This window comes from Cellulophaga sp. L1A9, from assembly GCF_009797025.1.
GTDB lineage: Bacteria > Bacteroidota > Bacteroidia > Flavobacteriales > Flavobacteriaceae > Cellulophaga.
In genome coordinates, this window is the sequence record NZ_CP047027.1 from 1007488 (window position 1) to 1028193 (window position 20706).

General features: G+C 34.3%; 23 protein-coding genes. 15 read left to right on the forward strand and 8 right to left on the reverse strand.

All coding sequences use genetic code 11. The features are described 5' to 3' along the window. Window positions 1–57: 57 nt before the first annotated feature. The 5 genes from GQR94_RS04315 to GQR94_RS04335 are packed head-to-tail and all read left to right on the forward strand — an operon-like array spanning window position 58 to window position 3311. On the forward strand, window positions 58–561 hold the full coding sequence (locus GQR94_RS04315) for a GbsR/MarR family transcriptional regulator (RefSeq protein ID WP_158974322.1): 504 nt from the start codon (window positions 58–60) through the stop codon (window positions 559–561). A gap of 54 nt (window positions 562–615) precedes the next feature. Then, entirely contained in the window at window positions 616–1002 is a 387-nt protein-coding gene (locus tag GQR94_RS04320) for a hypothetical protein (RefSeq protein WP_158974323.1), read from the forward strand. 53 nt (window positions 1003–1055) lie between these two features. Continuing rightward, the gene (locus GQR94_RS04325) at window positions 1056–1496 is read left to right on the forward strand and encodes a hypothetical protein (protein ID WP_158974324.1); all 441 of its coding nucleotides are present in this window, start codon (window positions 1056–1058) and stop codon (window positions 1494–1496) included. Window positions 1497–1506: 10 nt separating this feature from the next. After that, window positions 1507–2394 carry a cyclopropane-fatty-acyl-phospholipid synthase family protein gene (locus GQR94_RS04330; RefSeq protein WP_158974325.1) on the forward strand — a complete coding sequence of 296 codons (888 nt, stop codon included), beginning with the start codon at window positions 1507–1509 and terminating at the stop codon, window positions 2392–2394. Between the two features lie 8 nt (window positions 2395–2402). Continuing rightward, window positions 2403–3311 carry a TIGR01777 family oxidoreductase gene (locus tag GQR94_RS04335; RefSeq protein ID WP_158974326.1) on the forward strand — a complete coding sequence of 303 codons (909 nt, stop codon included), beginning with the start codon at window positions 2403–2405 and terminating at the stop codon, window positions 3309–3311. Here the strand turns inward: GQR94_RS04335 and GQR94_RS04340 are convergent, their stop codons facing one another. Beyond that, window positions 3312–3668 (reverse strand): rhodanese-like domain-containing protein, encoded by a 357-nt coding sequence (locus GQR94_RS04340; RefSeq protein ID WP_158974327.1) that lies wholly within the window; start codon window positions 3666–3668, stop codon window positions 3312–3314. It lies immediately after the preceding gene. 79 nt (window positions 3669–3747) lie between these two features. Here GQR94_RS04340 and GQR94_RS04345 point away from each other — a divergent pair, with 79 nt between their 5' ends. Next, window positions 3748–4308, forward strand: coding sequence for a sigma-70 family RNA polymerase sigma factor (locus GQR94_RS04345; RefSeq protein WP_158974328.1), 561 nt, complete (start codon window positions 3748–3750; stop codon window positions 4306–4308). Further along, a complete protein-coding gene (locus GQR94_RS04350; RefSeq protein ID WP_158974329.1) occupies window positions 4305–4532 on the forward strand; it encodes a hypothetical protein in 228 nt (75 codons plus the stop codon). The genes GQR94_RS04345 and GQR94_RS04350 overlap by 4 nt, the downstream gene beginning before the upstream one ends. On the opposite strand, the gene GQR94_RS04355 is transcribed toward GQR94_RS04350, so the two are convergent. Then, a complete protein-coding gene (locus tag GQR94_RS04355; RefSeq protein WP_158974330.1) occupies window positions 4529–5353 on the reverse strand; it encodes a hypothetical protein in 825 nt (274 codons plus the stop codon). The two genes, GQR94_RS04350 and GQR94_RS04355, sit on opposite strands and share 4 nt — an antisense overlap. A gap of 137 nt (window positions 5354–5490) precedes the next feature. Here GQR94_RS04355 and gcvP point away from each other — a divergent pair, with 137 nt between their 5' ends. From gcvP to GQR94_RS04385, 6 genes are all read left to right on the forward strand, one after another. Then, the gene (gene gcvP / locus GQR94_RS04360) at window positions 5491–8340 is read left to right on the forward strand and encodes an aminomethyl-transferring glycine dehydrogenase (protein ID WP_158974331.1); all 2850 of its coding nucleotides are present in this window, start codon (window positions 5491–5493) and stop codon (window positions 8338–8340) included. 169 nt (window positions 8341–8509) lie between these two features. Continuing rightward, a complete protein-coding gene (locus GQR94_RS04365) occupies window positions 8510–9568 on the forward strand; it encodes a 3-oxoacyl-ACP synthase III family protein (RefSeq protein ID WP_158974332.1) in 1059 nt (352 codons plus the stop codon). A gap of 14 nt (window positions 9569–9582) precedes the next feature. After that, window positions 9583–10104 (forward strand): methyltransferase, encoded by a 522-nt coding sequence (locus tag GQR94_RS04370; RefSeq protein ID WP_158974333.1) that lies wholly within the window; start codon window positions 9583–9585, stop codon window positions 10102–10104. A 75-nt stretch (window positions 10105–10179) separates the two neighbouring features. Then, window positions 10180–10593 carry a hypothetical protein gene (locus GQR94_RS04375; protein WP_158974334.1) on the forward strand — a complete coding sequence of 138 codons (414 nt, stop codon included), beginning with the start codon at window positions 10180–10182 and terminating at the stop codon, window positions 10591–10593. A gap of 47 nt (window positions 10594–10640) precedes the next feature. Continuing rightward, entirely contained in the window at window positions 10641–11177 is a 537-nt protein-coding gene (locus GQR94_RS04380) for a sigma-70 family RNA polymerase sigma factor (RefSeq protein ID WP_158974335.1), read from the forward strand. A 58-nt stretch (window positions 11178–11235) separates the two neighbouring features. Then, a complete protein-coding gene (locus GQR94_RS04385; protein ID WP_158974336.1) occupies window positions 11236–12123 on the forward strand; it encodes a PhzF family phenazine biosynthesis protein in 888 nt (295 codons plus the stop codon). Between the two features lie 80 nt (window positions 12124–12203). Here GQR94_RS04385 and GQR94_RS04390 read toward each other — a convergent pair whose 3' ends face one another. Further along, window positions 12204–12509 (reverse strand): helix-turn-helix domain-containing protein, encoded by a 306-nt coding sequence (locus tag GQR94_RS04390; RefSeq protein ID WP_158974337.1) that lies wholly within the window; start codon window positions 12507–12509, stop codon window positions 12204–12206. 119 nt (window positions 12510–12628) lie between these two features. On the opposite strand from GQR94_RS04390, the gene GQR94_RS04395 reads away from it, so the two are divergent. Then, window positions 12629–13141 carry a VOC family protein gene (locus tag GQR94_RS04395; protein ID WP_158974338.1) on the forward strand — a complete coding sequence of 171 codons (513 nt, stop codon included), beginning with the start codon at window positions 12629–12631 and terminating at the stop codon, window positions 13139–13141. A gap of 106 nt (window positions 13142–13247) precedes the next feature. Here the strand turns inward: GQR94_RS04395 and GQR94_RS04400 are convergent, their stop codons facing one another. The 4 genes from GQR94_RS04400 to GQR94_RS04415 all read right to left on the reverse strand — a co-directional run bounded on the left by GQR94_RS04400 (window position 13248) and on the right by GQR94_RS04415 (window position 17811). Further along, the gene (locus GQR94_RS04400; RefSeq protein WP_158974339.1) at window positions 13248–13886 is read right to left on the reverse strand and encodes a response regulator transcription factor; all 639 of its coding nucleotides are present in this window, start codon (window positions 13884–13886) and stop codon (window positions 13248–13250) included. A 243-nt stretch (window positions 13887–14129) separates the two neighbouring features. After that, window positions 14130–14267: a hypothetical protein gene (locus GQR94_RS04405; RefSeq protein ID WP_158974340.1), complete on the reverse strand. Its 138-nt coding sequence runs from the start codon at window positions 14265–14267 to the stop codon at window positions 14130–14132. A 437-nt stretch (window positions 14268–14704) separates the two neighbouring features. Beyond that, window positions 14705–16498, reverse strand: a complete 1794-nt coding sequence (locus tag GQR94_RS04410) for a type IX secretion system membrane protein PorP/SprF (protein ID WP_158974341.1) — start codon at window positions 16496–16498, stop codon at window positions 14705–14707. Between the two features lie 80 nt (window positions 16499–16578). After that, entirely contained in the window at window positions 16579–17811 is a 1233-nt protein-coding gene (locus tag GQR94_RS04415; RefSeq protein WP_233268636.1) for a cell envelope biogenesis protein OmpA, read from the reverse strand. Window positions 17812–18054: 243 nt separating this feature from the next. Here GQR94_RS04415 and GQR94_RS04420 point away from each other — a divergent pair, with 243 nt between their 5' ends. Beyond that, window positions 18055–18906: a glycosyltransferase family 2 protein gene (locus tag GQR94_RS04420; protein ID WP_158974343.1), complete on the forward strand. Its 852-nt coding sequence runs from the start codon at window positions 18055–18057 to the stop codon at window positions 18904–18906. Here GQR94_RS04420 and pafA read toward each other — a convergent pair. Beyond that, window positions 18898–20583 carry an alkaline phosphatase PafA gene (gene pafA / locus GQR94_RS04425; RefSeq protein WP_158974344.1) on the reverse strand — a complete coding sequence of 562 codons (1686 nt, stop codon included), beginning with the start codon at window positions 20581–20583 and terminating at the stop codon, window positions 18898–18900. The genes GQR94_RS04420 and pafA overlap by 9 nt on opposite strands. Window positions 20584–20706: the final 123 nt, after the last annotated feature.

The window sequence follows — 20706 nt, forward strand, 5'->3', positions numbered from 1 at the left end:
ATAAAATAAACTTTCACAAATTATTGAAAGTTTAAAAATATTAATTACCTTTACTTCATGGACTATAAAGAAGCAAAGGATAAATTTATAAGTACTTGGGGTAGCCTTGGTACGCTTTGGGGAATTAATAAGGCCATGGCGCAGATACAAGCCTTGCTTTTTATTTCTACAAAACCATTATCTACAGAAGAGATCATGGAAGAGCTTCAAATTTCTAGAGGCAATACGAGTATGAATGTACGCCAGTTGATAGATTGGGGAATTGTCACTAAAGAATTAGTTCCTGGGGAGCGTAAAGAATATTTTTCTACGGAGAAAGATGTGCAAGAATTAGCGCGTGTAATTGCAAAAGAACGGAGCCGTAGAGAAATTCAACCTGTTATAAAAACACTTAAAGAAGTTTCTACTATTAAAGATGATGGTACAGCTAAAACTAGAGAGTTAATTAAACAAACCAAAGCATTACATGATTTGGCTGATACAGCAGATAGTATGTTGAACAAATTAGTGAATCAAAATCAAAACTGGTTGACAAAATCCGTTTTCAAATTCTTCACTTAAAAAAAATTTAAAATACACTTTCAGTATTTTCTGAAAATTCTAAAGGCATAGCTTATGAAAATATTACATACCATAAATACGTGGAGTTTTACCATAACAGTCCTACTATACATTACCATCTTCGGAGGATTAATAGCTCAATTTATTTTAGGGATTATACAGGTAATTATAGCCTTGTACATAACCTATCAAATGAATAAAAACGGTGTAATTCAGACCTCCATTCGCACCTATTGGTCTTATGTAATTCCTTACCTCATCCTACTCCTTATCTTCTCCAACAGCAATTTAAATCCTGACGAACTTTTAGTTTGGATCTATTTAGCTGTTATTCCTATGGCATTGGCTGGCTACTTTGTATACATCACAAAAACGCTAAAAAATGAAATGTTTCTTTTAAACAAACCTGAAAACGAGGAAGGCATTAAAAACCATAACTAAAAAAATTTAAACCATACTTTCAATATTTTCTGAAAGTTCTAAATACATAAATTATGAAGTATCACGTTCCAACTTGGCTCATTATTATCGGAGGCTTAGGTCAAATATTTACAGCATTAATTTATCCTTACATACGCCATAAAGTATTTGATTGGTATACGGATGTAAAACAATTAAAGCCGTTAAACCAAGAAATTGCTAAAACCTATGGCAGGTATATTCAAGGACTTAATTTTTCTTTTGGGTTAATTGCTATTTTATTAACCAAAGAATTACAAAACGGAAGCAAACTAGCTATTGCCATTACGGGATTAATTGCCGCCTATTGGATTGGAAAAGTAGCGACACAAATTGCCTACTACCCCATGTATGAAATTCCTAAAAAAACACTCTTTAGAATTGGCGGGTATTTTATGAACAGTCTCTTCACACTTTTTGCTGTTGTATTTACGTGGCTGTTGGTCATAAACTGTATTCAATTTTTTAACCTTTAAAAGCACATCTATGAAAACTACACTACTAAATATAACAGAAATTACAGCCCCTGAGACTACACAAAACAGCATGGAAATGATCCGTTTTTACAATGGTGCAACTGCTGATTATAAATTTTGGAGTACTGATTATAACATGCATTTTGGCTATTTTGTTCCTTTTAAAACCAACCCCTTTAAAAGAGATTCCATGCTCAATGAGATGAATAATCAGGTCATTAAAAAATTAGACCTTTCTAATTCAAAAAACACACTTGCAGATTTAGGTTGTGGTATGGGTGGTACAATGCGGTATGCCTTAAAAAGGCACCCAAAACTAACTGCTTTTGGTGTTACGCTATCCAATTTTCAGGTCGAAAAAGGAAACAGCTTACTAAAAAAAGCAAAGGGAGTTATTCTAAAAGAAAATTACAACCAAACCTCTTTCCAGTCTAATTATTTTAATGCTGCAACCGCGATTGAAAGCTTCTGCCATTCTGGACACAGCAGCCAATCTTTTAAAGAAGCGTACCGTATATTAAAACCAAATGGAAAGCTTGTAATTGCAGATGCCTTTTTAAAGATTAATGAAGAGGAGCTATGCCATGGAGGTAAATATGCCTACCAAAAACTTTGCAACCATTGGAGTCTAGAAAGACTGGGAACAATAGCTACCGTTGTACAAGAATTAAAAAATCAAGGATTTTCTAAAGTAGAAGTAGAAGATGCTTCCTTTAGAGTTGCCCCTTCTGTACTTCATGTGCCTTTTGCTATTATTGGATTTACATTAAAAAGCTTATTTCAGAATAATCGCTTAAAAAAAGAAAGCTTCCATAATCTAAAAGGTTCTTTTTACGCCATGCTTTCTGGGCTACATATGCGCAGTTTTGGCTATTATATCATCACCTGTACCAAATAATTATTCTTATGAAAAAATTGATTATTGCTGGCGGTTCTGGTTTTCTAGGAAAAGCGATTGCCGCCTATTTTACTTCAAAATTTACTGATATTGTCATACTAACACGAGGTGCTACAGAAACCAAAAATGGATTTCGCTATGTAACTTGGGATGGCAAAACCCTTGGTACTTGGCAAGAAGAATTGACATCTTGCGATGTGCTCATCAATATGGTAGGGCGCTCTGTAGATTGTAGGTATACCCCAGAAAATAAAAAACTAATTATGGATTCTCGTGTAGACGCAACCAAAATATTGGGTGAAGTAATTTCTAAAAGTAAACACGCACCAAAAGTGTGGATCAACGCTTCTACGGCTACCATCTATAGGCACGCGCTAAACCAACAAATGACAGAGGCCACCGGAGAAATTGGCACAGGATTTTCTGTAGCTGTTGCTAAAGCTTGGGAGGAAGTATTTTATGCTAGTACTACCCCAAACACAAGGAAAGTAGCACTGCGTACTTCTATTGTTTTAGCCAACAATGGTGGGGCTTTAGTGCCTATTCTAAAACTAGCGAAAATGGGCTTTGGCGGAAAACAAGGAGATGGAAACCAGCAATTTAGTTGGATTCACATCAACGATTTTCTAGAGAGCATCAACTTTATTATGGAAAATACAAGACTCCAAGGTCCTATCAATAGTGCTGCTCCTGAACCAATTACCAATTCATTTTTAATGAAAACCATCCGAAAAGAATTAAAAATTCCTTTTGGGATTCCGCTTCCTAAATTCCTGCTAGAATTTGGCGCACGCCTTATTAAAACAGAAACCGAACTTATTTTAAAAAGTAGAAATGTCATCCCTACTAAACTAACAAATGCAGGGTTTACATTTCAATTTAGCACTATACAAAGTGCCTTGAAAGATTTAATCTAATTAATTTTGAGATTGTTTATAGGTATCATAACCTCCCTCTAGGTTCACAACCGTATATCCTAAGGCACTTAATTTATCTGCTGCCTTGGCACTACGACCACCCATTTTACAGTACACATAAATAGTTTTATCCTTAACTACATGCTGCTCTATTTGTTGCTGAAAATCGGCATCAAACCAATTAATATTTAGAGCTTCATCAAGATGACCTGCATTAAACTCTTCTGGCGTTCTCACATCTAATAAAGTGATGTTTTTAAGTTCATTTTGTGAAACTTCTGTGATAGATTTTGATTTTATTTGCGAACAACCGAAATTGATAAACGCTAAAAAAAATAGAAAAACGGAATACTTCATAATTTTTATTTCTAAAGATAAAAATACAATAATTTATTCTTAAAAAATTTAGGTAACTTTGATAACTCTAAAAAAGTATATGACTTCACATTCATTGCATCCAGATACATGGATAGATCAATACGCAGATTACCTGTTTAACTATGCAGTAATTCGTGTTAGTGACGCCGAAATAGCCAAAGACATTGTTCAAGAAACTTTTTTAGCGGGATTAAAGTCTGCTAAAAATTTTAAGGGAGAAGCTGCTGAGCGCACTTGGCTCATCTCTATTCTTAAACGAAAAGTTATTGATCATTATAGAAAAATTAATTCGAACAAAGGCAAAGCCGAAGTACGAATGACCTATAACTCTAGTATTGATAGTGATGGCGATTGGCTAGAAGAACAAGTGGCAGATCCGTATAGTATTTTAGAAAATGACGGTATTGAAAATGAAGAATTGGGTTCTGCAATTCATGACTGCATCAGCAAACTACCAAAAAAACAGGGTCTAGTTTTTAAAATGAAAACAATTCAAGGAATAAGTACTGAAGATATTTGTAATGAATTAGAAATTAATCCGTCAAATCTTTGGGTAATGATACATAGGTCGAGAACGGCCTTGATGGATTGCCTTAATCAAAATTGGTTTAATATATGATTTCCTGCGAAAAAGCTGCACTTATTTGTGATAAAGCCCAATATGAAGAAGCTACTTTTGCTGAAAAAGTAAAGCTTAAATTTCATATTCTTATCTGTAAAGTCTGTTCAGTACACTCTAAAAAAAATGCACAGCTTACGTCTTTATGTGATAAAGCGAAGCTTAATAATTTAACTGAATCAGAAAAAGAGAAAATGAGGAATAGTTTAAAGAATAGTCTTTAAATCCCTATTTCCACTAAGAGGATAGAAATCCACCAGAAAATAGGAATTGCTTCTACCCAAAAAGAAGCATAATATTTGCTTTCCTCTTTTTTAGTATACAACATAATGTGTCCTAATATTAAAAAAAGAATCCCTTTTGCAATGGCATCTAGTGGAGTCAGGTCTTCTTTTAAGAAAGTAAGGCCGTAAAGAATTATAGCAGAAAAACCACCAAACACCAAGGTTTTATGCACTCCAAAGCGTTGTGGCAATGTTTTTAGAGTCGCATCATCGTATTTTAAATCTCTAATTTCAAAAGGCACAAGCAATACCAAAACCAGCAAAATACGCTGTATGGTTTCAATGGCCACATCCCAAGGAATAACCGTTGTTTTTTCAAAACTAGGCAACACGACTGTAATACCTGCCCAAACTAATGCGACAATAAATATTTTGAGTCCCGCTAAATTTCTTAAATTTTTTGTACGGGGTAAGAAAGGAACAGCATACAGGCCTGTTAAAAAAAGTAAGCCCAGCATTAAATACCACTCATTTATATTTAAATAAAAAGCACTATAGCTCGCTATTACCAATGCAATTAAGCTGACAAATTGAATGTTTTTATGGTATCGGTTAGCGACCAAAATATATTTATCTGCCTCTACCCCATACTTTACAAAATTATAAGCCGTTAAGGTGCCAAAGAAAACAAAAAATTTCAAGTGGCCGTCTATTGTAATGTTTAACAATATAGCCGTAACTTCCATAAGAGCAAGCACCGCAAAAGCAACATGAATACTAGCATCTAAGTAAAAATCGAAAAGTCGCTTTGCTAACTTCATTGAACAAAAATAAACAAACTGTTTATAACCTCCCTTTTTAGTTAAAAACTTTAATCACGCTAGCTCCCAAATTAACTCTTTTGAGCAAATTTATCGTTATTTTTGTGTGACTAATTCTAAGAAAAACTGCATAATTAATGAAAACAGACGTGTTTGCATCGCGCCATATCGGCATAAGAGAAGAGGACCTTCAACACATGTTTAAAACGGTTGGTGTTGAGAACCTAGAACAATTAATTTACGAGACCATTCCGAATGATATTCGTTTGAAAACGCCACTTGCTCTTGAAGCACCAATGAGTGAACATAAGTTTTTAGAGCACATTCAACACCTCTCTGAAAAAAACAAGGTATTTACCACCTATATTGGATTAGGATATCACGAAAGCTTAACGCCTTCGGTGATTAAAAGAAATATTCTTGAGAATCCAGGATGGTATACGGCATACACCCCTTACCAAGCTGAAATTGCTCAAGGTAGATTAGAGGCATTGCTAAATTTCCAGACCATGATTTGTGATTTGACTGGAATGGAACTCGCAAACGCATCACTTTTAGACGAAAGTACTGCCGCTGCCGAAGCAATGACCATGTTGTATGAAGTACGAAGTAGAGAACAGAAAAAAAGCAATGTTGTTAAGTTCTTTGTTTCCGAAGAAATATTACCACAAACACTATCCCTTTTAAAAACAAGGGCTATTCCTTTGGATATAGAATTGGTAGTTGGTAACCATGAAACCTTTGAATTTGGTGCCGATTTCTATGGTGCTATTTTACAATACCCTGGCAAACATGGACAAGTAAATGATTATGCTAGCTTTATCGCTAAAGCAAAAGAACAAGACATAAAAGTTGCCGTTGCTGCAGATATTTTAAGCTTAGCATTGTTAACACCTCCAGGAGAATTTGGTGCTGATGTTGTTGTAGGTACTACACAACGCTTTGGTATCCCATTAGGATACGGCGGACCGCATGCTGCATTCTTTGCCACAAAAGATGCCTATAAAAGAAGTATCCCTGGTCGTATTATTGGTCTTACCAAAGATACGGATGGCAACCCTGCCTTACGTATGGCCTTACAAACTAGAGAGCAGCATATTAAACGCGATAAAGCGACTTCTAATATTTGTACGGCACAAGTTTTACTAGCGGTTATGGCAGGAATGTACGCAGTATATCATGGTCCCAAAGGGATCAAGTATATTGCAAAGCAAGTACACGCTTCTGCTGCAACACTAGCCGATGCTTTGGAGCAGTTAGGGCTATACCAAACGAATACTTCCTATTTTGATACCATTACAGTTAAGGCCGATGCAAGCTTGGTGAAACCAATTGCAGAGCAAAATGAAGTCAACTTTTTATACAGCGATGACCAAACAATTTCTATTGCTTTAAATGAAGCTACTTCCCTAGAAGACCTTCAAAAGGTTGTTGCAATATTTGCAGAAGCTTTAGGTAAAGATGTTGTTGTAATTGATGCATTAAAAGCTGTTTCCGCAATAGCTCCTGCTTCTCGAAGAACTTCTCCTTTCCTAGAAAATGAAGTTTTCAATTTGTATCATTCAGAAACTGAAATGATGCGTTATATAAAAAAATTAGAGCGCAAAGATTTATCCTTAAATCATTCTATGATTTCATTAGGGTCTTGTACCATGAAATTAAATGCTGCTTCTGAAATGCTTCCGCTAAGCTCATCACAATGGGGAAATATACACCCATTTGTTCCTATTGAACAAGCAGAAGGCTACCAAACAATGTTAAAAGCATTGGAAGCCGATTTGAATGTGATCACTGGTTTTGCAGGTACTTCATTACAACCAAATTCTGGTGCACAAGGAGAATATGCTGGGTTAATGGTGATTCGTGCCTACCATAAATCACGCAATGAAGCGCATAGAAATATTTGTTTGATTCCTGCTTCTGCTCACGGTACAAATCCTGCTTCTGCTGTAATGGCCGGAATGAAAGTAGTCGTTACTAAAACAGATGAAAAAGGAAATATTGATGTTGCCGATTTAGAAGAAAAAGTAGCAAAACATGCTGACAATCTTGCAGCCTTAATGGTGACTTACCCTTCTACACATGGTGTTTTTGAATCATCAATAAAACACATTACGAAACTGATTCATGACAACGGTGGACAAGTATATATGGATGGCGCCAACATGAATGCCCAAGTAGGATTAACCAATCCTGCTACAATCGGTGCAGATGTTTGCCATTTAAATTTACACAAAACATTTGCAATTCCACATGGTGGTGGCGGACCAGGAGTTGGCCCCATTTGTGTTGCAGAACAATTGGTTCCTTTTTTACCAGGAAACCCCGTAATTAAAACAGGCGGAGAAAAAGCTATTAGTGCTATTTCTGCGGCTCCTTGGGGTAGTTCTTTGGTTTGCTTAATCTCCTATGGTTATATAAAAATGCTTGGAGAGCAAGGATTAAGACACGCTACAGAAATTGCTATCTTAAATGCAAACTATATCAAACATAGCCTAAGTGGAAATTACGAAGTTTTATACACTGGAGAAAAAGGTAGAGCTGCACACGAAATGATTTTGGATTGTAGACCCTTTAAAGAAAATGGAATTGAAGTAACTGATATCGCAAAGCGTTTAATGGATTATGGCTTTCACGCCCCTACGGTTTCATTTCCTGTTGCAGGAACAGTGATGATTGAACCAACAGAAAGTGAAGGCTTAGCAGAATTAGATCGTTTTTGTAATGCCATGATTTCGATAAGAAAAGAAATCAATGAAGCTACAGCAGGTAACACAGATAACGTACTTAAAAATGCACCACATACTTTAAAAATGGTTACTGCAGATGTATGGGATTTTCCATACAGTAGAGAGAAAGCAGCTTTCCCATTGGAGTTTGTATCTGACAACAAATTCTGGCCAACGGTTAGACGGGTTGATGACGCATATGGAGATCGTAATTTAATTTGCACTTGTGCTCCTATTGAAGCTTATATAGAAGCTTAGAAACCCCAATAAAATCAACACCTTAAGCCTCTTCCAAATCACGAAGAGGCTTTTTTTATTTCTGTATCGTAAAATAAAAACTACTTTGAACATCATTAATTTTATTATGCATGCATAGCAACCCTTGGTATTTTTTGTAACTTCGTGCAGATTTAAAGAATACCAAAAAATGAAAATCGGAATTACTGGAACAGGATCATATATACCTCCTGTTTTAACAGCTAATAGCAGCTTTAACAACCATACATTTTTAAATACTGATGGAACCGCTTTTGCGCATTCCAACGAAGTAATAATAGAAAAATTCAAAGCCATTACGGGTATTGAAGAACGGCGCTATGTCACAGAAGATTTGAATACTTCTGACATTGCTTTCTTAGCAGCAGAAAAGGCAATTGCCGATGCTGGAATAGATAAAGAAACCTTAGATTATATCATATTCGCGCATAATTTTGGCGATGTAAAACACGGTACCTCTCAAGGAGATACCCTACCAAGTTTAGCGACACGTGTTAAGCATCATTTAAAAATAAAAAACCCAAAATGTGTTGCGTATGACCTTCTTTTTGGATGTCCAGGTTGGATTGAAGGCGTAATACAAGCAAATGCATTTATTAAAAGTGGTATTGCTAAAAAATGCTTAGTGATTGGTGCAGAAACGCTTTCTAGAATCGTAGATGATTATGATCGTGATTCTATGATTTATGCCGATGGCGCTGGAGCTACAATTATTGAAGCTTCTGATAAAAACGGGGAAATTTTAACACATTCTTCTGCCACCTATGCATATGATGAATCGCATTATTTATTTTTCGGTCCTTCCTACTCAGAAAAAGAAACATCTGGAAGAAATTATATAAAGATGCATGGCCGAAAAATCTATGAGTTTGCAGTAACCAATGTCCCAAAAGCCATGAAAGATTGTTTGGATAGCAGTGGAGTAGCAATTACCGATGTTAAAAAAATATTCATTCACCAAGCGAATGAAAAAATGGATGAAGCTATCGTAAAACGCTTTTACAAATCGTACGGAATGCAAATGCCAGAAGGTATTATGCCGATGAATATTAGAGAGAATGGAAATAGCTCTGTAGCTACAATTCCAACCTTGTTTGATATGGTTAAGCATGGAAAATTAGAAAATCAGTCGATTGAAAAAGGAGATGTTGTTATATTTGCAAGTGTTGGCGCAGGAATGAATATCAACGCCATTGTTTACAGACACTAACAGCCTTTTTTTACATGTACGAAAACACGTTTCCAAATAAGCGATTTGAGCATACTTTAAACTTCTTAAAAAAACATGTGACCACTTCGCAGCCTATTCTGGATTTAGGTGTAGAAAACCCATTTTCGAAAATCATGACAGCACGTGGTTTTAAGGTAAAAAACACAGGCGGCGAAGATTTGGATCTCGACTTTTCCTCTGTGGTTTCTTCTGATGCAGAAGTAGTAACCGCTTTTGAAATATTTGAGCACCTTATAGCTCCATTCAATGTATTACGAGAGATAAAGGCCGATAAATTGGTTGCTAGTATTCCCATGCGATTATGGTTCTCCCCCGCCTACCAGAGTAAAACGGATAAATGGGACCGTCATTATCATGAATTTGAAGATTGGCAGTTCGATTGGCTTTTGGAAAAAGCAGGTTGGAAAATTGTAGACCGTATTAAATTTACGAATCCCGTAAATAAAATAGGCTTCAGACCTTTGCTTCGTAAGTTTACTCCTAGATATTATATGGTTTACGCAGAACGCATATAAATACTTTTTGAGTTCAATACCTATTCATTTTTCTATTATCTTACCACCATATATTATCTTTATTTTAAAACAACCATGCCAAAATTAATAGTAGAACGAATTTCTGAATGGAACAATAAAGCCCGACAAATAGACTTCTATATTGATGGTGTACAAAAAGGAGTTCTGGATAATGGCAAAACTTTAGCCTTTGAACTTGAACCCGGAACCCACGAAATTGTAGCTAAAATTAATAATCGAAGAAGTCAAAAAGTGCAAATCAATTTCACTAAAGACGAAACCAAAACTTTTAAACTAGCAGGTTTTAAATACGGTAGCCTAGTAATGCCATTAATAATTGGGTCTGTATTAATCTTCCTTGCCTGCAAAGCTTTTCTTAATATTGAATTGAAGTTTTTATTAGGGCTTTCTTTGTTAGCTTTTTTATATCCTGTGTATTATATGACACTAGGCAAAAACAATTACCTATCTTTAGATGAAGTAAATTAAAATACCTACGTTTTAATTCCCAATAACATTAAGATAAGTTAGCAATTTTGAAAAATGAAATACATATAATTTGGGCTGACCTTAATGAGGAGCTATTTGCATTTATGCTCTCGCAATTAAAAGATGAAGAACTTACAAAAGACCTACATCAAGAAGTTTTTATAAAAGTCCAAACAAAAATTCATCAATTAAAACACACTTCTAAACTTACGAGTTGGGTCTATCAAATTGCCAGGAATACTATTATTGATCATTTTCGTAAAACAACATCAAAAAACATCAGCTTAGAAAATTTTGACATTCCTGAAAGTGACCTTGATAATTTTGATTATTCAAATCTAAGCGCTTGTATCAATCAAAAAATAACATCACTTTCTACGACACACAAAGAAGTGATTCTCTTAACTGCTTTTCAAAACTACAGTCAGAAAGAACTAGCAGAACACTTGAAGCTATCGTATTCAGGAACAAAATCTAGAGTCCAAAAAGCTAGGGAAATACTTAAAAATACTATTTTAGATTGCCCGAATCTTGAAGCCGACAGTTCTGGGAAGTTGCTAGATTTTGAAAAAAACTCAGAGTAACTACGTCTTTTTAAAACTACATACGTCCATTAAGTATATATCCTTAAAAAACAAAAGAATGGACCCATCAAAATTAATTACAGTACAAATCATTAATGCCTTTGTGGCCAATAACAAAGGAGGAAACCCCGCGGGAGTTGTTTTAAATGCAGACCATCTCTCTATAAAAAATAAGTTAGAAATAGCTCAAAAAGTGGGACTCTCCGAAACAGCATTTGTATCAAGTTCTAAAACGGAGGCTTTTAAGTTAGACTTTTTTACCCCCACAAAACAAATAGCCCATTGCGGACATGCAACCGTTGCAACCTTCTCTTACCTAAAACAGCTAGGCTTACTACAAGGGACTCAATCCTCCAAAGAAACCATTGATGGAAGCCGAAAAATAAAAATAATAGGAGAAAATGCTTTTATGGAACAACTAGCTCCAAAATATAGCTCACTAGAAAAACACGAAGCCGCTATATTAAAATCAATAGGTCTTACTAGATCAGATCTATTGCCTAATTCTTCAATTCAGCTAGTCAACACAGGTAATTCATTTATAATTATCCCTATTAAAACCACAAAACTTCTAAAAAACTTAAAACCCAACTTAGGACTCATTAAAAAAATTAGTATAGAACTAGAGGCTATAGGGTACTATGCGTTTACACCTACCGCATCAGACCTAAACAGTGATGCAAGCACTAGAATGTTCGCACCCAGCTATGGAATTTCAGAAGAGGCAGCTACAGGAATGGCTGCTGGGCCTTTAGCGAGCTATTTGCATGATGTTATGGCTATAGACAAAAAAATATTTAGGATTGCACAAGGGAATTTTATGGAAGTTCCTTCGCCTAGTTTAATTATTGTCGATTTGAATATTGAAAAAGGGAAAATAACACGACTGATGGCTGGCGGAAAGGGAATCGTCAAAGAAGAAATCATTGTTTCTATAAGCAATTAAACCACAGTTCTTTTACAACTTACATATAACGGTTAGGCAGCTAACCAAACCGTTATATTTATTTTTTAGCTTCGGCTCTGTTATTTTTTATCGTCTAAACCCCATTGATCTAAACTTTTCAGAATAAGCTCTAAAGATTTTCCTCGAGCCGTTAAAGCATATTCTACCTTAGGCGGTACAACAGGATATATTTTCCTTGAAAGTAATCCGTCTTTTTCCAATTCCCTAACGGTTTGCGTAAACATCTTGTTAGAAATTCCAGGAATTTTCTTCTGCAAAATTCCCGATCGTTCTGCTCCTTCTAGCAAATGAAACAATACAATTGGTTTCCATTTTGTACCAATTAAACTCATGGTATACTCTAAGGGGCAATAATTTGCATTCATTTAACATTGATTAAGTCACTAAAATTCAGCAAATTACTCCTTTAGGTAACTATCATCCTTTTTGGTAAGTTATTGCCATTAAGGCAAATATAATTTAATTTTGACTCAAAATTAATACTATGACAACTAAAAAAGAATATCCAAAATCATTTTCCCATATTGGTATAACTGTTCCTGATATAAAAAAAGCTGTAACCTTTTATACGGAAGTAATGGGCTGGTATATCATCATGGAACCATCAACCATTAAAAAAGAAAAAGACACAGCTATCGGACAAATGTGTATAGATGTTTTTGGTGATGATTGGGAAACCTTTGAAATTGCCCATTTGGCCACATCAGATGGGATAGGAGTAGAATTATTTTCTTTCCCTCATGGGATAAAAGAAGCTCCTGAATTTAACCCCTTTAATACTGGTCTATTTCATTTCTGTATTCAAGACCCAGATATTGAAGGCCTAGTTGATAAAGTTATAGCACATGGCGGAAAACAAAGAATGCCTATCCGTGAGTATTACCCTGAAGACAAACCTTTTAAAATGTGCTATGTAGAAGATCCTTTTGGGATTGTATTTGAAATTTACACCCATAGCTACGAATTAACCTACTCTTCTGGTGCATATACTAAATAAGCTATAGCTTCAAATTGAAGCGTGCTCTCATTTAAAAAAATGCTTTTCTGGGAAACAATGGCATGTTTCCCAAAAAAGCAAGCACTCTGAAATTAAACTGTTTTTATTAGCAAGCTTCTTTCAATTCTAGCTCTCTAAGCTTCACTAAAGCTTCAGATTTAGAATTTACATTAAGCTTCACATAAATATTTTGGATATGGAAGTTTACCGCACTAGCAGTAATAAATAATTTTTCAGCAATCATTTTATAGGTACTCCCTTGACATAAGTATTCTATAATCTGATTTTCTCTTTTTGAAAATGAATCGTATGTTTTACTTTGAAACATAGAAATTAATTTTGAAGCAATATCATGGCTCATTGCTGCACCTTCAAATTTTATAGAATCTAAAGCATGGTGTAGCCTTGCGTTTGTAAGGGGTTTGGTTAAATAGCCATTCGCTTGATTTTTAAATGCTTTTTTAACTTGTTCAAAATCACTATCAGCACTTAACATAATAACTTTTATATCTGCTTTTAATTTTCTAAAATAATGTATCGCATCTATACCATTTAAGTCTGGAATTGCTACTTCTGATACAATAATATCGGGCATTACAGTATTAAATTCTTGTAGGGCATTATTTACCGAAGTATAAATACCTGCAAGTCTATAATCTGTATAGGTTTCAAAGAAATAACGATAACCTTCATGAAATTGTTTGTCGTTATCAATGATCATAATTTTTAGAACATTTGATTGCATATTGTGGGGGTTTTTGGGGATCAACAGCTTTCATTTTTGGGCAACGAAAGACATCAACAATTAAAATTTGTTTTAAATATTTTACTAAAAAAAGACATTAAACTACCGGAGATAATTAGGGGAAATTATCCTTATAGCAACTATAAAACTTTAAATCTTAAATAAAAGGGGGACTATCTCAAGATTAATATCTTACAGCTAAATACCTTAAAATCAGTAATTAATAATGTATTAAATAACAACTTAGCGCCAATAGAACTGAAGTTTATCTGCTTTTGGCTGTTTAATTTCTATTAAGAAATTAATAAGACTTTCGTTAAGTTTTGAAAAAAGAGTGTACTGTCCTCTATGAGGAAACTGTAGGTTTTTATTAGTTTTCATTTGTTTGGGGGTTTTGGGGAATTGTAAAATTCTATTTTATAAGCTTTTATTTTTTTTTAATTAAACATTACTAAATTATACTTGTTACTACTATAACAACTCAAGATTAAAAACTCCTGACAATCTAGATTATCTTATCTAAATTTATATAATTATTTTACAAACCTAGCAAAAATTAGTAATACTTTTCTTACGTTTAAATATCTTTCGATGAACAACATAGCACTTCATCGGCAACTTACTGTATTTCAGAAAAATACCCTTTTTTAGAAAGGTGTGCATTTTGTCGAAAAGTTTAAATTGGAAGAAAATAATAGCTATTTAAACGCAAAAAACTATCGAAATGACTTTGACTGAAGGTAACAGTCTTAGACATTTCGATAGTTTTATTACTACTAACTAAATCTAACTAATTTAAAATATGCAATTTTAATTCTTTAATCTTCATACATGTTTGCTGCAGTAGCAGTAGAATTCATAGTATCTACTTGCATGATCCATTTTTCATCATTGTATTTTCCGTTTAGATTAGAAACATAAGCTGTTTCTGCTTCTTGTTTTACTTCGTAATCTGCTAAGTACACATAGAATAATCCGTTTTCTTTATTAAAAAACTTCTTAGGATTTAAACCTCTATTTTGAAGGTTCTTCATGAAAGCGTTTAAATACTTCTCTGTTTTATACACATTTGCAATTACATAATATCCTGTCTTTACTCCTACTATATCTGCTTCGTTTAAAACTTTGATCGATAATTTTTCGTAATCTTTTTTAGCGTGATCATTATTGATAGCATATGTCTTTTTAATTTCAGCTTTAGTAGCTGCAATTAGTTCATTAGGATTATTGTAGGTTGCATTAGTTGTCCCTGAAGTACTTGCTGTTTTAATTTCATTTTTTAAAACTCTAACGATATCTTCAAATCTTCTTTCAAACTCTTGATTTCTTGTAGACTCTAATGAATCTAAGCGATAGATTAATTCATCTAAGATTAAGCTGTTTTCGTAAGCTAAAGAGTTTACATCTTCTATAGCATCATTTACGGCCATTCCACTTGAACCAGCGCCTCTTTCAATTGTTTTTCTACTTTTCTTAGGAATCCCTTTTTTATTTGATTTTACCGGAACCGTATTTTCAGCGTCATCAACAGCATTCTCTATTTCAGATTCTTTCGTTTGTTTTTCTTGAGCCGACATTAATCTAAGGATCTGCTCTTCATAGTTTCTAATAATAGCATCTACTTTGCTATCCTGAGAATTATCTACATAATCTGCTAAAGTCTTTTTATTATTCTTAAAAGTGTAGGCTACGGAAACTTCATGATTCCACCCCAAATCCGCTTCCGTGTTCGCCACATCTTTCTCCATCAAATATCCCAAAGACATTTTATCACTTAAATTAAAACCAAACCCTGCAGAAAGCCCATAATCTGCATCAAACGTTGATTGTAACCAACCATACTTAGGCAGCTCTAAAACCATTGATCCTACATACGTAAAGCTATTATCGCTATTACGTGCAACTTGTATCATTGGTGTAAACCTCCCATTTGCAAACAACCCCCTAGTTGCGCCGATGGTGTGCGTATACTGTAACGCTGCCTTTATACTTTTATCATTAAAGTTGGTTAAAAACTCGTTTGTAGATTGGTTGTATTTAAATAAATCTTGTGCATATACGCTAAAATCAAATTTTCCTATAGATAAAGTAACCCCTGGCTGAATCGCTATTTTACTTTCTTTCTTAGCTTGCGCTAATTCAGGATCACTTTCATCTGCTATGACACGGTTTCTATCTAAACCATCACTAAAATAAGTAATATTGGTCCCAAACGTCAAGTTACTTTTTTCCCCTAATTGCACTGACGTTGCATAATTTGCATTGAAACCAAATTCTTGAACTACCCCTGACCATTGGCTGTATACCCCTAAACCTAATGCCGTATGATCATTAATTTTATTACTAAACCCTATAAAGTAATTTTGATTATTGTCTTCAAAAGTGCTGTATTGATTTCTGTGTAAAATGTTAACATAAGATTTGTTCTCTCTTACCAATGAAAAAGTAGGATTGATTAAAAATCTATTAAAAAACAATTGATTGTGGTATGTAGTTTTAGTACCAAAATTTGATATTGCTTCTTCTTGACCTAGTACACTTTGAAAACTGATCATTACAATGAATACAATTACCAAGGTAATTTTGTTCGATATGTTAGTTACGTTGTTCATCTTTGGGGATTTTTGTGGGGTTTATTTTGTAATCGCTAATACTTGGGGAGTATTATGTATTATCTTATAAGTAGTTGGGGCTACTTATCTTCAAATATTGAGGTCGCATAATTAATTTTAGACTCTGTATTCATTGCTTCTAATATGCCGTCGTCTTTAGTTTCTGGGGTAAAACTATTACTTGACTTAGAATAGCTGAATGCTACACGTTCTACAGCGCCTTTATCTTCAACACGGTTGATTAATACATAACCAGTTCCGTTTTTATTCATAATATCTAATGAGAATTCATCTTTTGAACTATTAATGGGACTACCAAGGTTGACTGAAGCGCCAACCCTGTTATTAGCTACTTCCACCATAAAAACATCTAGTCCCCCATAGCCTTTATGCCCGTTTGAGGCGAAAAATAGCGAAGTCCCTCCCACAATATTTGGATACAGATCATTCTCATCTGTATTGACTTTCTTTCCTAAATTTTTAACAGCACCGAACTTGCCGTTTGATTTTAAATCTGCTACATAAATATCAAACTTACCAAAGGTACCTGGCATGTCTGATGCAAAAAATAATCGTTTCCCATCTTCTGAAATTGCTGGATGCATTGAAGACGAATTCTTAGGACCCAAGGCTACTTCTTCAACCGTTTTCCATTGTCCTGATACTTTTTCTGCTTTAAATATTTTATGTACTAATTCTTTTTTTGAAAAGACACCGTATTCAGGTTTTACATATATTGCTTTTGTAAAGTATGCTGCAGTACCATCTGGTGTAATTGCAATTTGCAATTCTTCTTTTCTAGAATTTACTTGATTTTCTGACGTTATTGCTTGTCTCGTTTCTCTAGCAACAAATTCTTCAATTGATTTTTTGCTCGCTGTTGGATTAATATAAAAATCGTTGAATTTGGTTTCCTTTGATTCTGCTTTATAATCAGATTTTACGGAAGCAACCCAATTTCTATCCTTAGAAAATTTTGTTGCTTTCTCATTACCTGTCTTTTGCATAGCATATTGGTAACGCTCTACATAACTATCACGTACTCCAGCTCCATCACTTAACTTAAAAAGTTTCGTGTACCAGTGTAATGCGGTCTCATAGTTTTCACTTAAAAAATTGGCATTACCCAAATCTTCATATATTTCTTTTTCTGAATATCCTAAGTTCTTTAAAGTCTTAAAATTTTCATTTCGTTTTGTGTTTTCTATTTTTTCAGATTTTGACATTCTATCAGAATCTTGTGCTTGAGTACTGTAGCATGAAAATGCAATCATTGTTGCAAAAAACACGTTGTAGGTTAAATTATTTTTCATAACTAATTCGATAAAGGGGTTAATATCTTCGACAAAATTCACTATTTATTCCTAGAGAATAACTAACAAAAAATCATAGGTTTTGATTAAAAACATGCATTTCATCGAAAAAATAGGTTTTTAAACCGATATTTGCCACTAAAAAAATGAAATTTTAGTGAAAAAAAATCAATTTTACCCAAATCATCTCCTTCAAAAAGCAGAATTTTAGTTAGATATTTACACTAAGCATTAATTAAATCAATGAAGTATTACGTAGTTATTCCTGCTCACAATGAACAAGACTTTTTAAAAGGAACGTTACGCTCTCTTGTAACGCAAAAACTCCTTCCTAAAAAAGTGATTATTGTCAATGATAATTCTACAGATTCTACAGAAGCGATTATCGATACTTTTAGTTCTGAATATCCTTTTATCACAAAATTGAATACCCTTTCGTCTACAGAACATATGCCAGGGAGTAAAGTAATTAATGCCTTTACTAAAGGTTTACACCTATTAGATGATGACTATGACTTTATCGTGAAATTAGATGCAGACCTTATACTCCCTTCAAACTATTTTTCTGAAATAGCCACAGTATTTAAAACAAACAATACTGCAGGTGTTGTAGGTGGGTTTGTTTATGAAAAAAACAAACTAGGTGAATGGCAGCTTAACCACCCGATGCACAAAAAACATGTGCGTGGAGCATTTAAAGCCTATTCTAAGGCATGCTTTAAAGCCATTGGGGGTCTTAAGAACGCAATGGGATGGGATACCGTAGATGAACTTCTAGCTCAGTATCATGGTTTTGACATAATTACCTTAGAAGGTTTAAATGTAAAACACTTACGCCCTACCGGTAATGCCTATAATAAAAAAGCAAAACAGCTTCAAGGGAAAGCTATGTATAGGATGCATTATGGCTTTATAATTACATGTATTGCCTCCTTAAAAATGGCGTTTAAACAACAAAAACTAAATGCCTTTTTTGATAATATAAGGGGATACCTAAATGCGAAAAAGCAAAAAACCCCCTTCTTGGTAGCACCAGAAGAGGGTAAGTTTATTCGTAATTTGCGATGGCAAGGAATTAAAAAACAATTATTTTAAAACCTCCGCAATTGGTTTACCTGTAGTTCCATTAGGGAACGCAATGCCTAACATTGCTGAAATTGTAGGTGCTATATCTGGAATTTCAGTAGGAGCTACTGTTGCTCCCTTTTTTATTCCTTTCCCAAAAAACAGTAAAGGAACATGTGTATCATAATTATATGGAGAGCCATGCGTAGATCCTGTACTCCCATATTGAATGTAATTTGGTTTCAATACCAGCATCACATCTCCTGATCTTAATGGGTTATATCCATTCTGGATAATATAAGGAATGCCATGTGTATAGTTATTTTCTAACATTTGCTCCGCAGTAAACACGCGCTCATAGATACCATACGTCATGAATTCATTCGCAATTTGTTCTTCTACCTCTCTTAGTTCTAAATCTAAATTTTTTACAATCTTGTAATCTAAAAATACTTGACCGTTAGATATGTTCTTAACAATATCTTCAGTACCATACGTATATTTTAAAAACTGCGTAAACTTATCCTTCAAAGCATTATTATCTGTATATCCTGCAGGTATTTTTTGATCTTTTAAATAAGAAGGTACATCTACTGCTGCATGATCTGCCGTTAAGAATACTGTATATTCTCCTTCGCCAACTTTTTTATCCAAAGTATTTAATAGTCGTTCTAAATCGGCATCCAAATTGATATAAGTATCTTCTACTTCCTTAGAATTAACACCATACATATGTCCTACATAATCTGTACTTGAAAAACTTACGGCTAAAAAGTCGGTAATCGCATCTGCTCCTAAACTTTCGCCATCTAAAGCTGCAATGGCAAAATCTGCTGTTAAACTATTCCCAGAAGGCGTCGCTTTAAGAATGTCAAACTGACCATTTTCTTCCCAAAGGGCAGGAATATCATGTGGAAAAGCAGTACTCATTTCTCCTTTAAATTTCCCTTCATAGGCATTATCATCTGTACCACTTTCTAAGTACGTGTCTATACTCTTAAAAGTATTCCATGGTTTTTTATACGAAACTGCTTTCCCTGAGGCATTAAAATCTAAAACCCATTTTGGTAAATCACTTCTATAAAAACTACTTGTAATCCAGCGTCCTTCATCTTTACCATGAAACCAATACGCGGCATTTGCAGTATGTCCTGCAGGTAAAACTGCACCTCTATCTTTAAGTGCTATTCCTATTACCTTACCTCGCATTTGTGTATGCAACCGCAATTCATCGGTTACTGTACTCACTACATTTTGAAAAGGAGATACTTGACCAGCATCTGAAGTAGTCCCTACGGAAGTGTAATTTGCATCAGAAACACAATAAACTTCTTTATCTAGTTCCTTATCATACCAATTATTACCAATAATTCCGTGCATGGCAGGCGTAGTACCTGTATATACTGAAGCATGACCAGGACCGGTATAGGTAGGCGCATAATTGAAGTGGTTATTTTTACAATTAAAACCATCATTCATTAAGCGCTTAAAACCGCCATCGCCATATTGATCATAAAAACGGGTTAAATAATCGTAACGCATTTGATCAACAACAATTCCCACAACTAATTTAGGCCTCACAAAAGGAGCCGCTATTACTGTTTTTTCTTCTTTGTCTTTTTTAGATTTGCGTTGCGCTAGCACTGTAAAACTTGTAAAGCACATAAATGCAGTAAATAAGCTTACAGCAGAATTCTTATAATTCATCAGAAATATTTTAAGGGATAAAAGTAAAGAAATAAATAATTCTATATTTGAATAAAAAGTTAAATCGAAATTAAGAAAGCCACTTTAGAGGTAACGACTAAAATTAGGTTCAAAACCAGTTCT

Excerpts from the sequence above, each read along its gene's own strand:
- GQR94_RS04315 (WP_158974322.1), top strand. The coding sequence starts at position 58 with ATGGACTATAAAGAAGCAAAGGATAAATTTATAAGTACTTGGGGTAGC.
- GQR94_RS04320 (WP_158974323.1), top strand. The coding sequence starts at position 616 with ATGAAAATATTACATACCATAAATACGTGGAGTTTTACCATAACAGTC.
- GQR94_RS04325 (WP_158974324.1), top strand. The coding sequence starts at position 1,056 with ATGAAGTATCACGTTCCAACTTGGCTCATTATTATCGGAGGCTTAGGT.
- GQR94_RS04330 (WP_158974325.1), top strand. The coding sequence starts at position 1,507 with ATGAAAACTACACTACTAAATATAACAGAAATTACAGCCCCTGAGACT.
- GQR94_RS04335 (WP_158974326.1), top strand. The coding sequence starts at position 2,403 with ATGAAAAAATTGATTATTGCTGGCGGTTCTGGTTTTCTAGGAAAAGCG.
- GQR94_RS04340 (WP_158974327.1), bottom strand. The coding sequence starts at position 3,668 with ATGAAGTATTCCGTTTTTCTATTTTTTTTAGCGTTTATCAATTTCGGT.
- GQR94_RS04345 (WP_158974328.1), top strand. The coding sequence starts at position 3,748 with ATGACTTCACATTCATTGCATCCAGATACATGGATAGATCAATACGCA.
- GQR94_RS04350 (WP_158974329.1), top strand. The coding sequence starts at position 4,305 with ATGATTTCCTGCGAAAAAGCTGCACTTATTTGTGATAAAGCCCAATAT.
- GQR94_RS04355 (WP_158974330.1), bottom strand. The coding sequence starts at position 5,353 with ATGAAGTTAGCAAAGCGACTTTTCGATTTTTACTTAGATGCTAGTATT.
- gcvP (WP_158974331.1), top strand. The coding sequence starts at position 5,491 with ATGAAAACAGACGTGTTTGCATCGCGCCATATCGGCATAAGAGAAGAG.
- GQR94_RS04365 (WP_158974332.1), top strand. The coding sequence starts at position 8,510 with ATGAAAATCGGAATTACTGGAACAGGATCATATATACCTCCTGTTTTA.
- GQR94_RS04370 (WP_158974333.1), top strand. The coding sequence starts at position 9,583 with ATGTACGAAAACACGTTTCCAAATAAGCGATTTGAGCATACTTTAAAC.
- GQR94_RS04375 (WP_158974334.1), top strand. The coding sequence starts at position 10,180 with ATGCCAAAATTAATAGTAGAACGAATTTCTGAATGGAACAATAAAGCC.
- GQR94_RS04385 (WP_158974336.1), top strand. The coding sequence starts at position 11,236 with ATGGACCCATCAAAATTAATTACAGTACAAATCATTAATGCCTTTGTG.
- GQR94_RS04390 (WP_158974337.1), bottom strand. The coding sequence starts at position 12,509 with ATGAATGCAAATTATTGCCCCTTAGAGTATACCATGAGTTTAATTGGT.
- GQR94_RS04395 (WP_158974338.1), top strand. The coding sequence starts at position 12,629 with ATGACAACTAAAAAAGAATATCCAAAATCATTTTCCCATATTGGTATA.
- GQR94_RS04400 (WP_158974339.1), bottom strand. The coding sequence starts at position 13,886 with ATGCAATCAAATGTTCTAAAAATTATGATCATTGATAACGACAAACAA.
- GQR94_RS04405 (WP_158974340.1), bottom strand. The coding sequence starts at position 14,267 with ATGAAAACTAATAAAAACCTACAGTTTCCTCATAGAGGACAGTACACT.
- GQR94_RS04410 (WP_158974341.1), bottom strand. The coding sequence starts at position 16,498 with ATGAACAACGTAACTAACATATCGAACAAAATTACCTTGGTAATTGTA.
- GQR94_RS04415 (WP_233268636.1), bottom strand. The coding sequence starts at position 17,811 with ATGAAAAATAATTTAACCTACAACGTGTTTTTTGCAACAATGATTGCA.
- GQR94_RS04420 (WP_158974343.1), top strand. The coding sequence starts at position 18,055 with ATGAAGTATTACGTAGTTATTCCTGCTCACAATGAACAAGACTTTTTA.
- pafA (WP_158974344.1), bottom strand. The coding sequence starts at position 20,583 with ATGAATTATAAGAATTCTGCTGTAAGCTTATTTACTGCATTTATGTGC.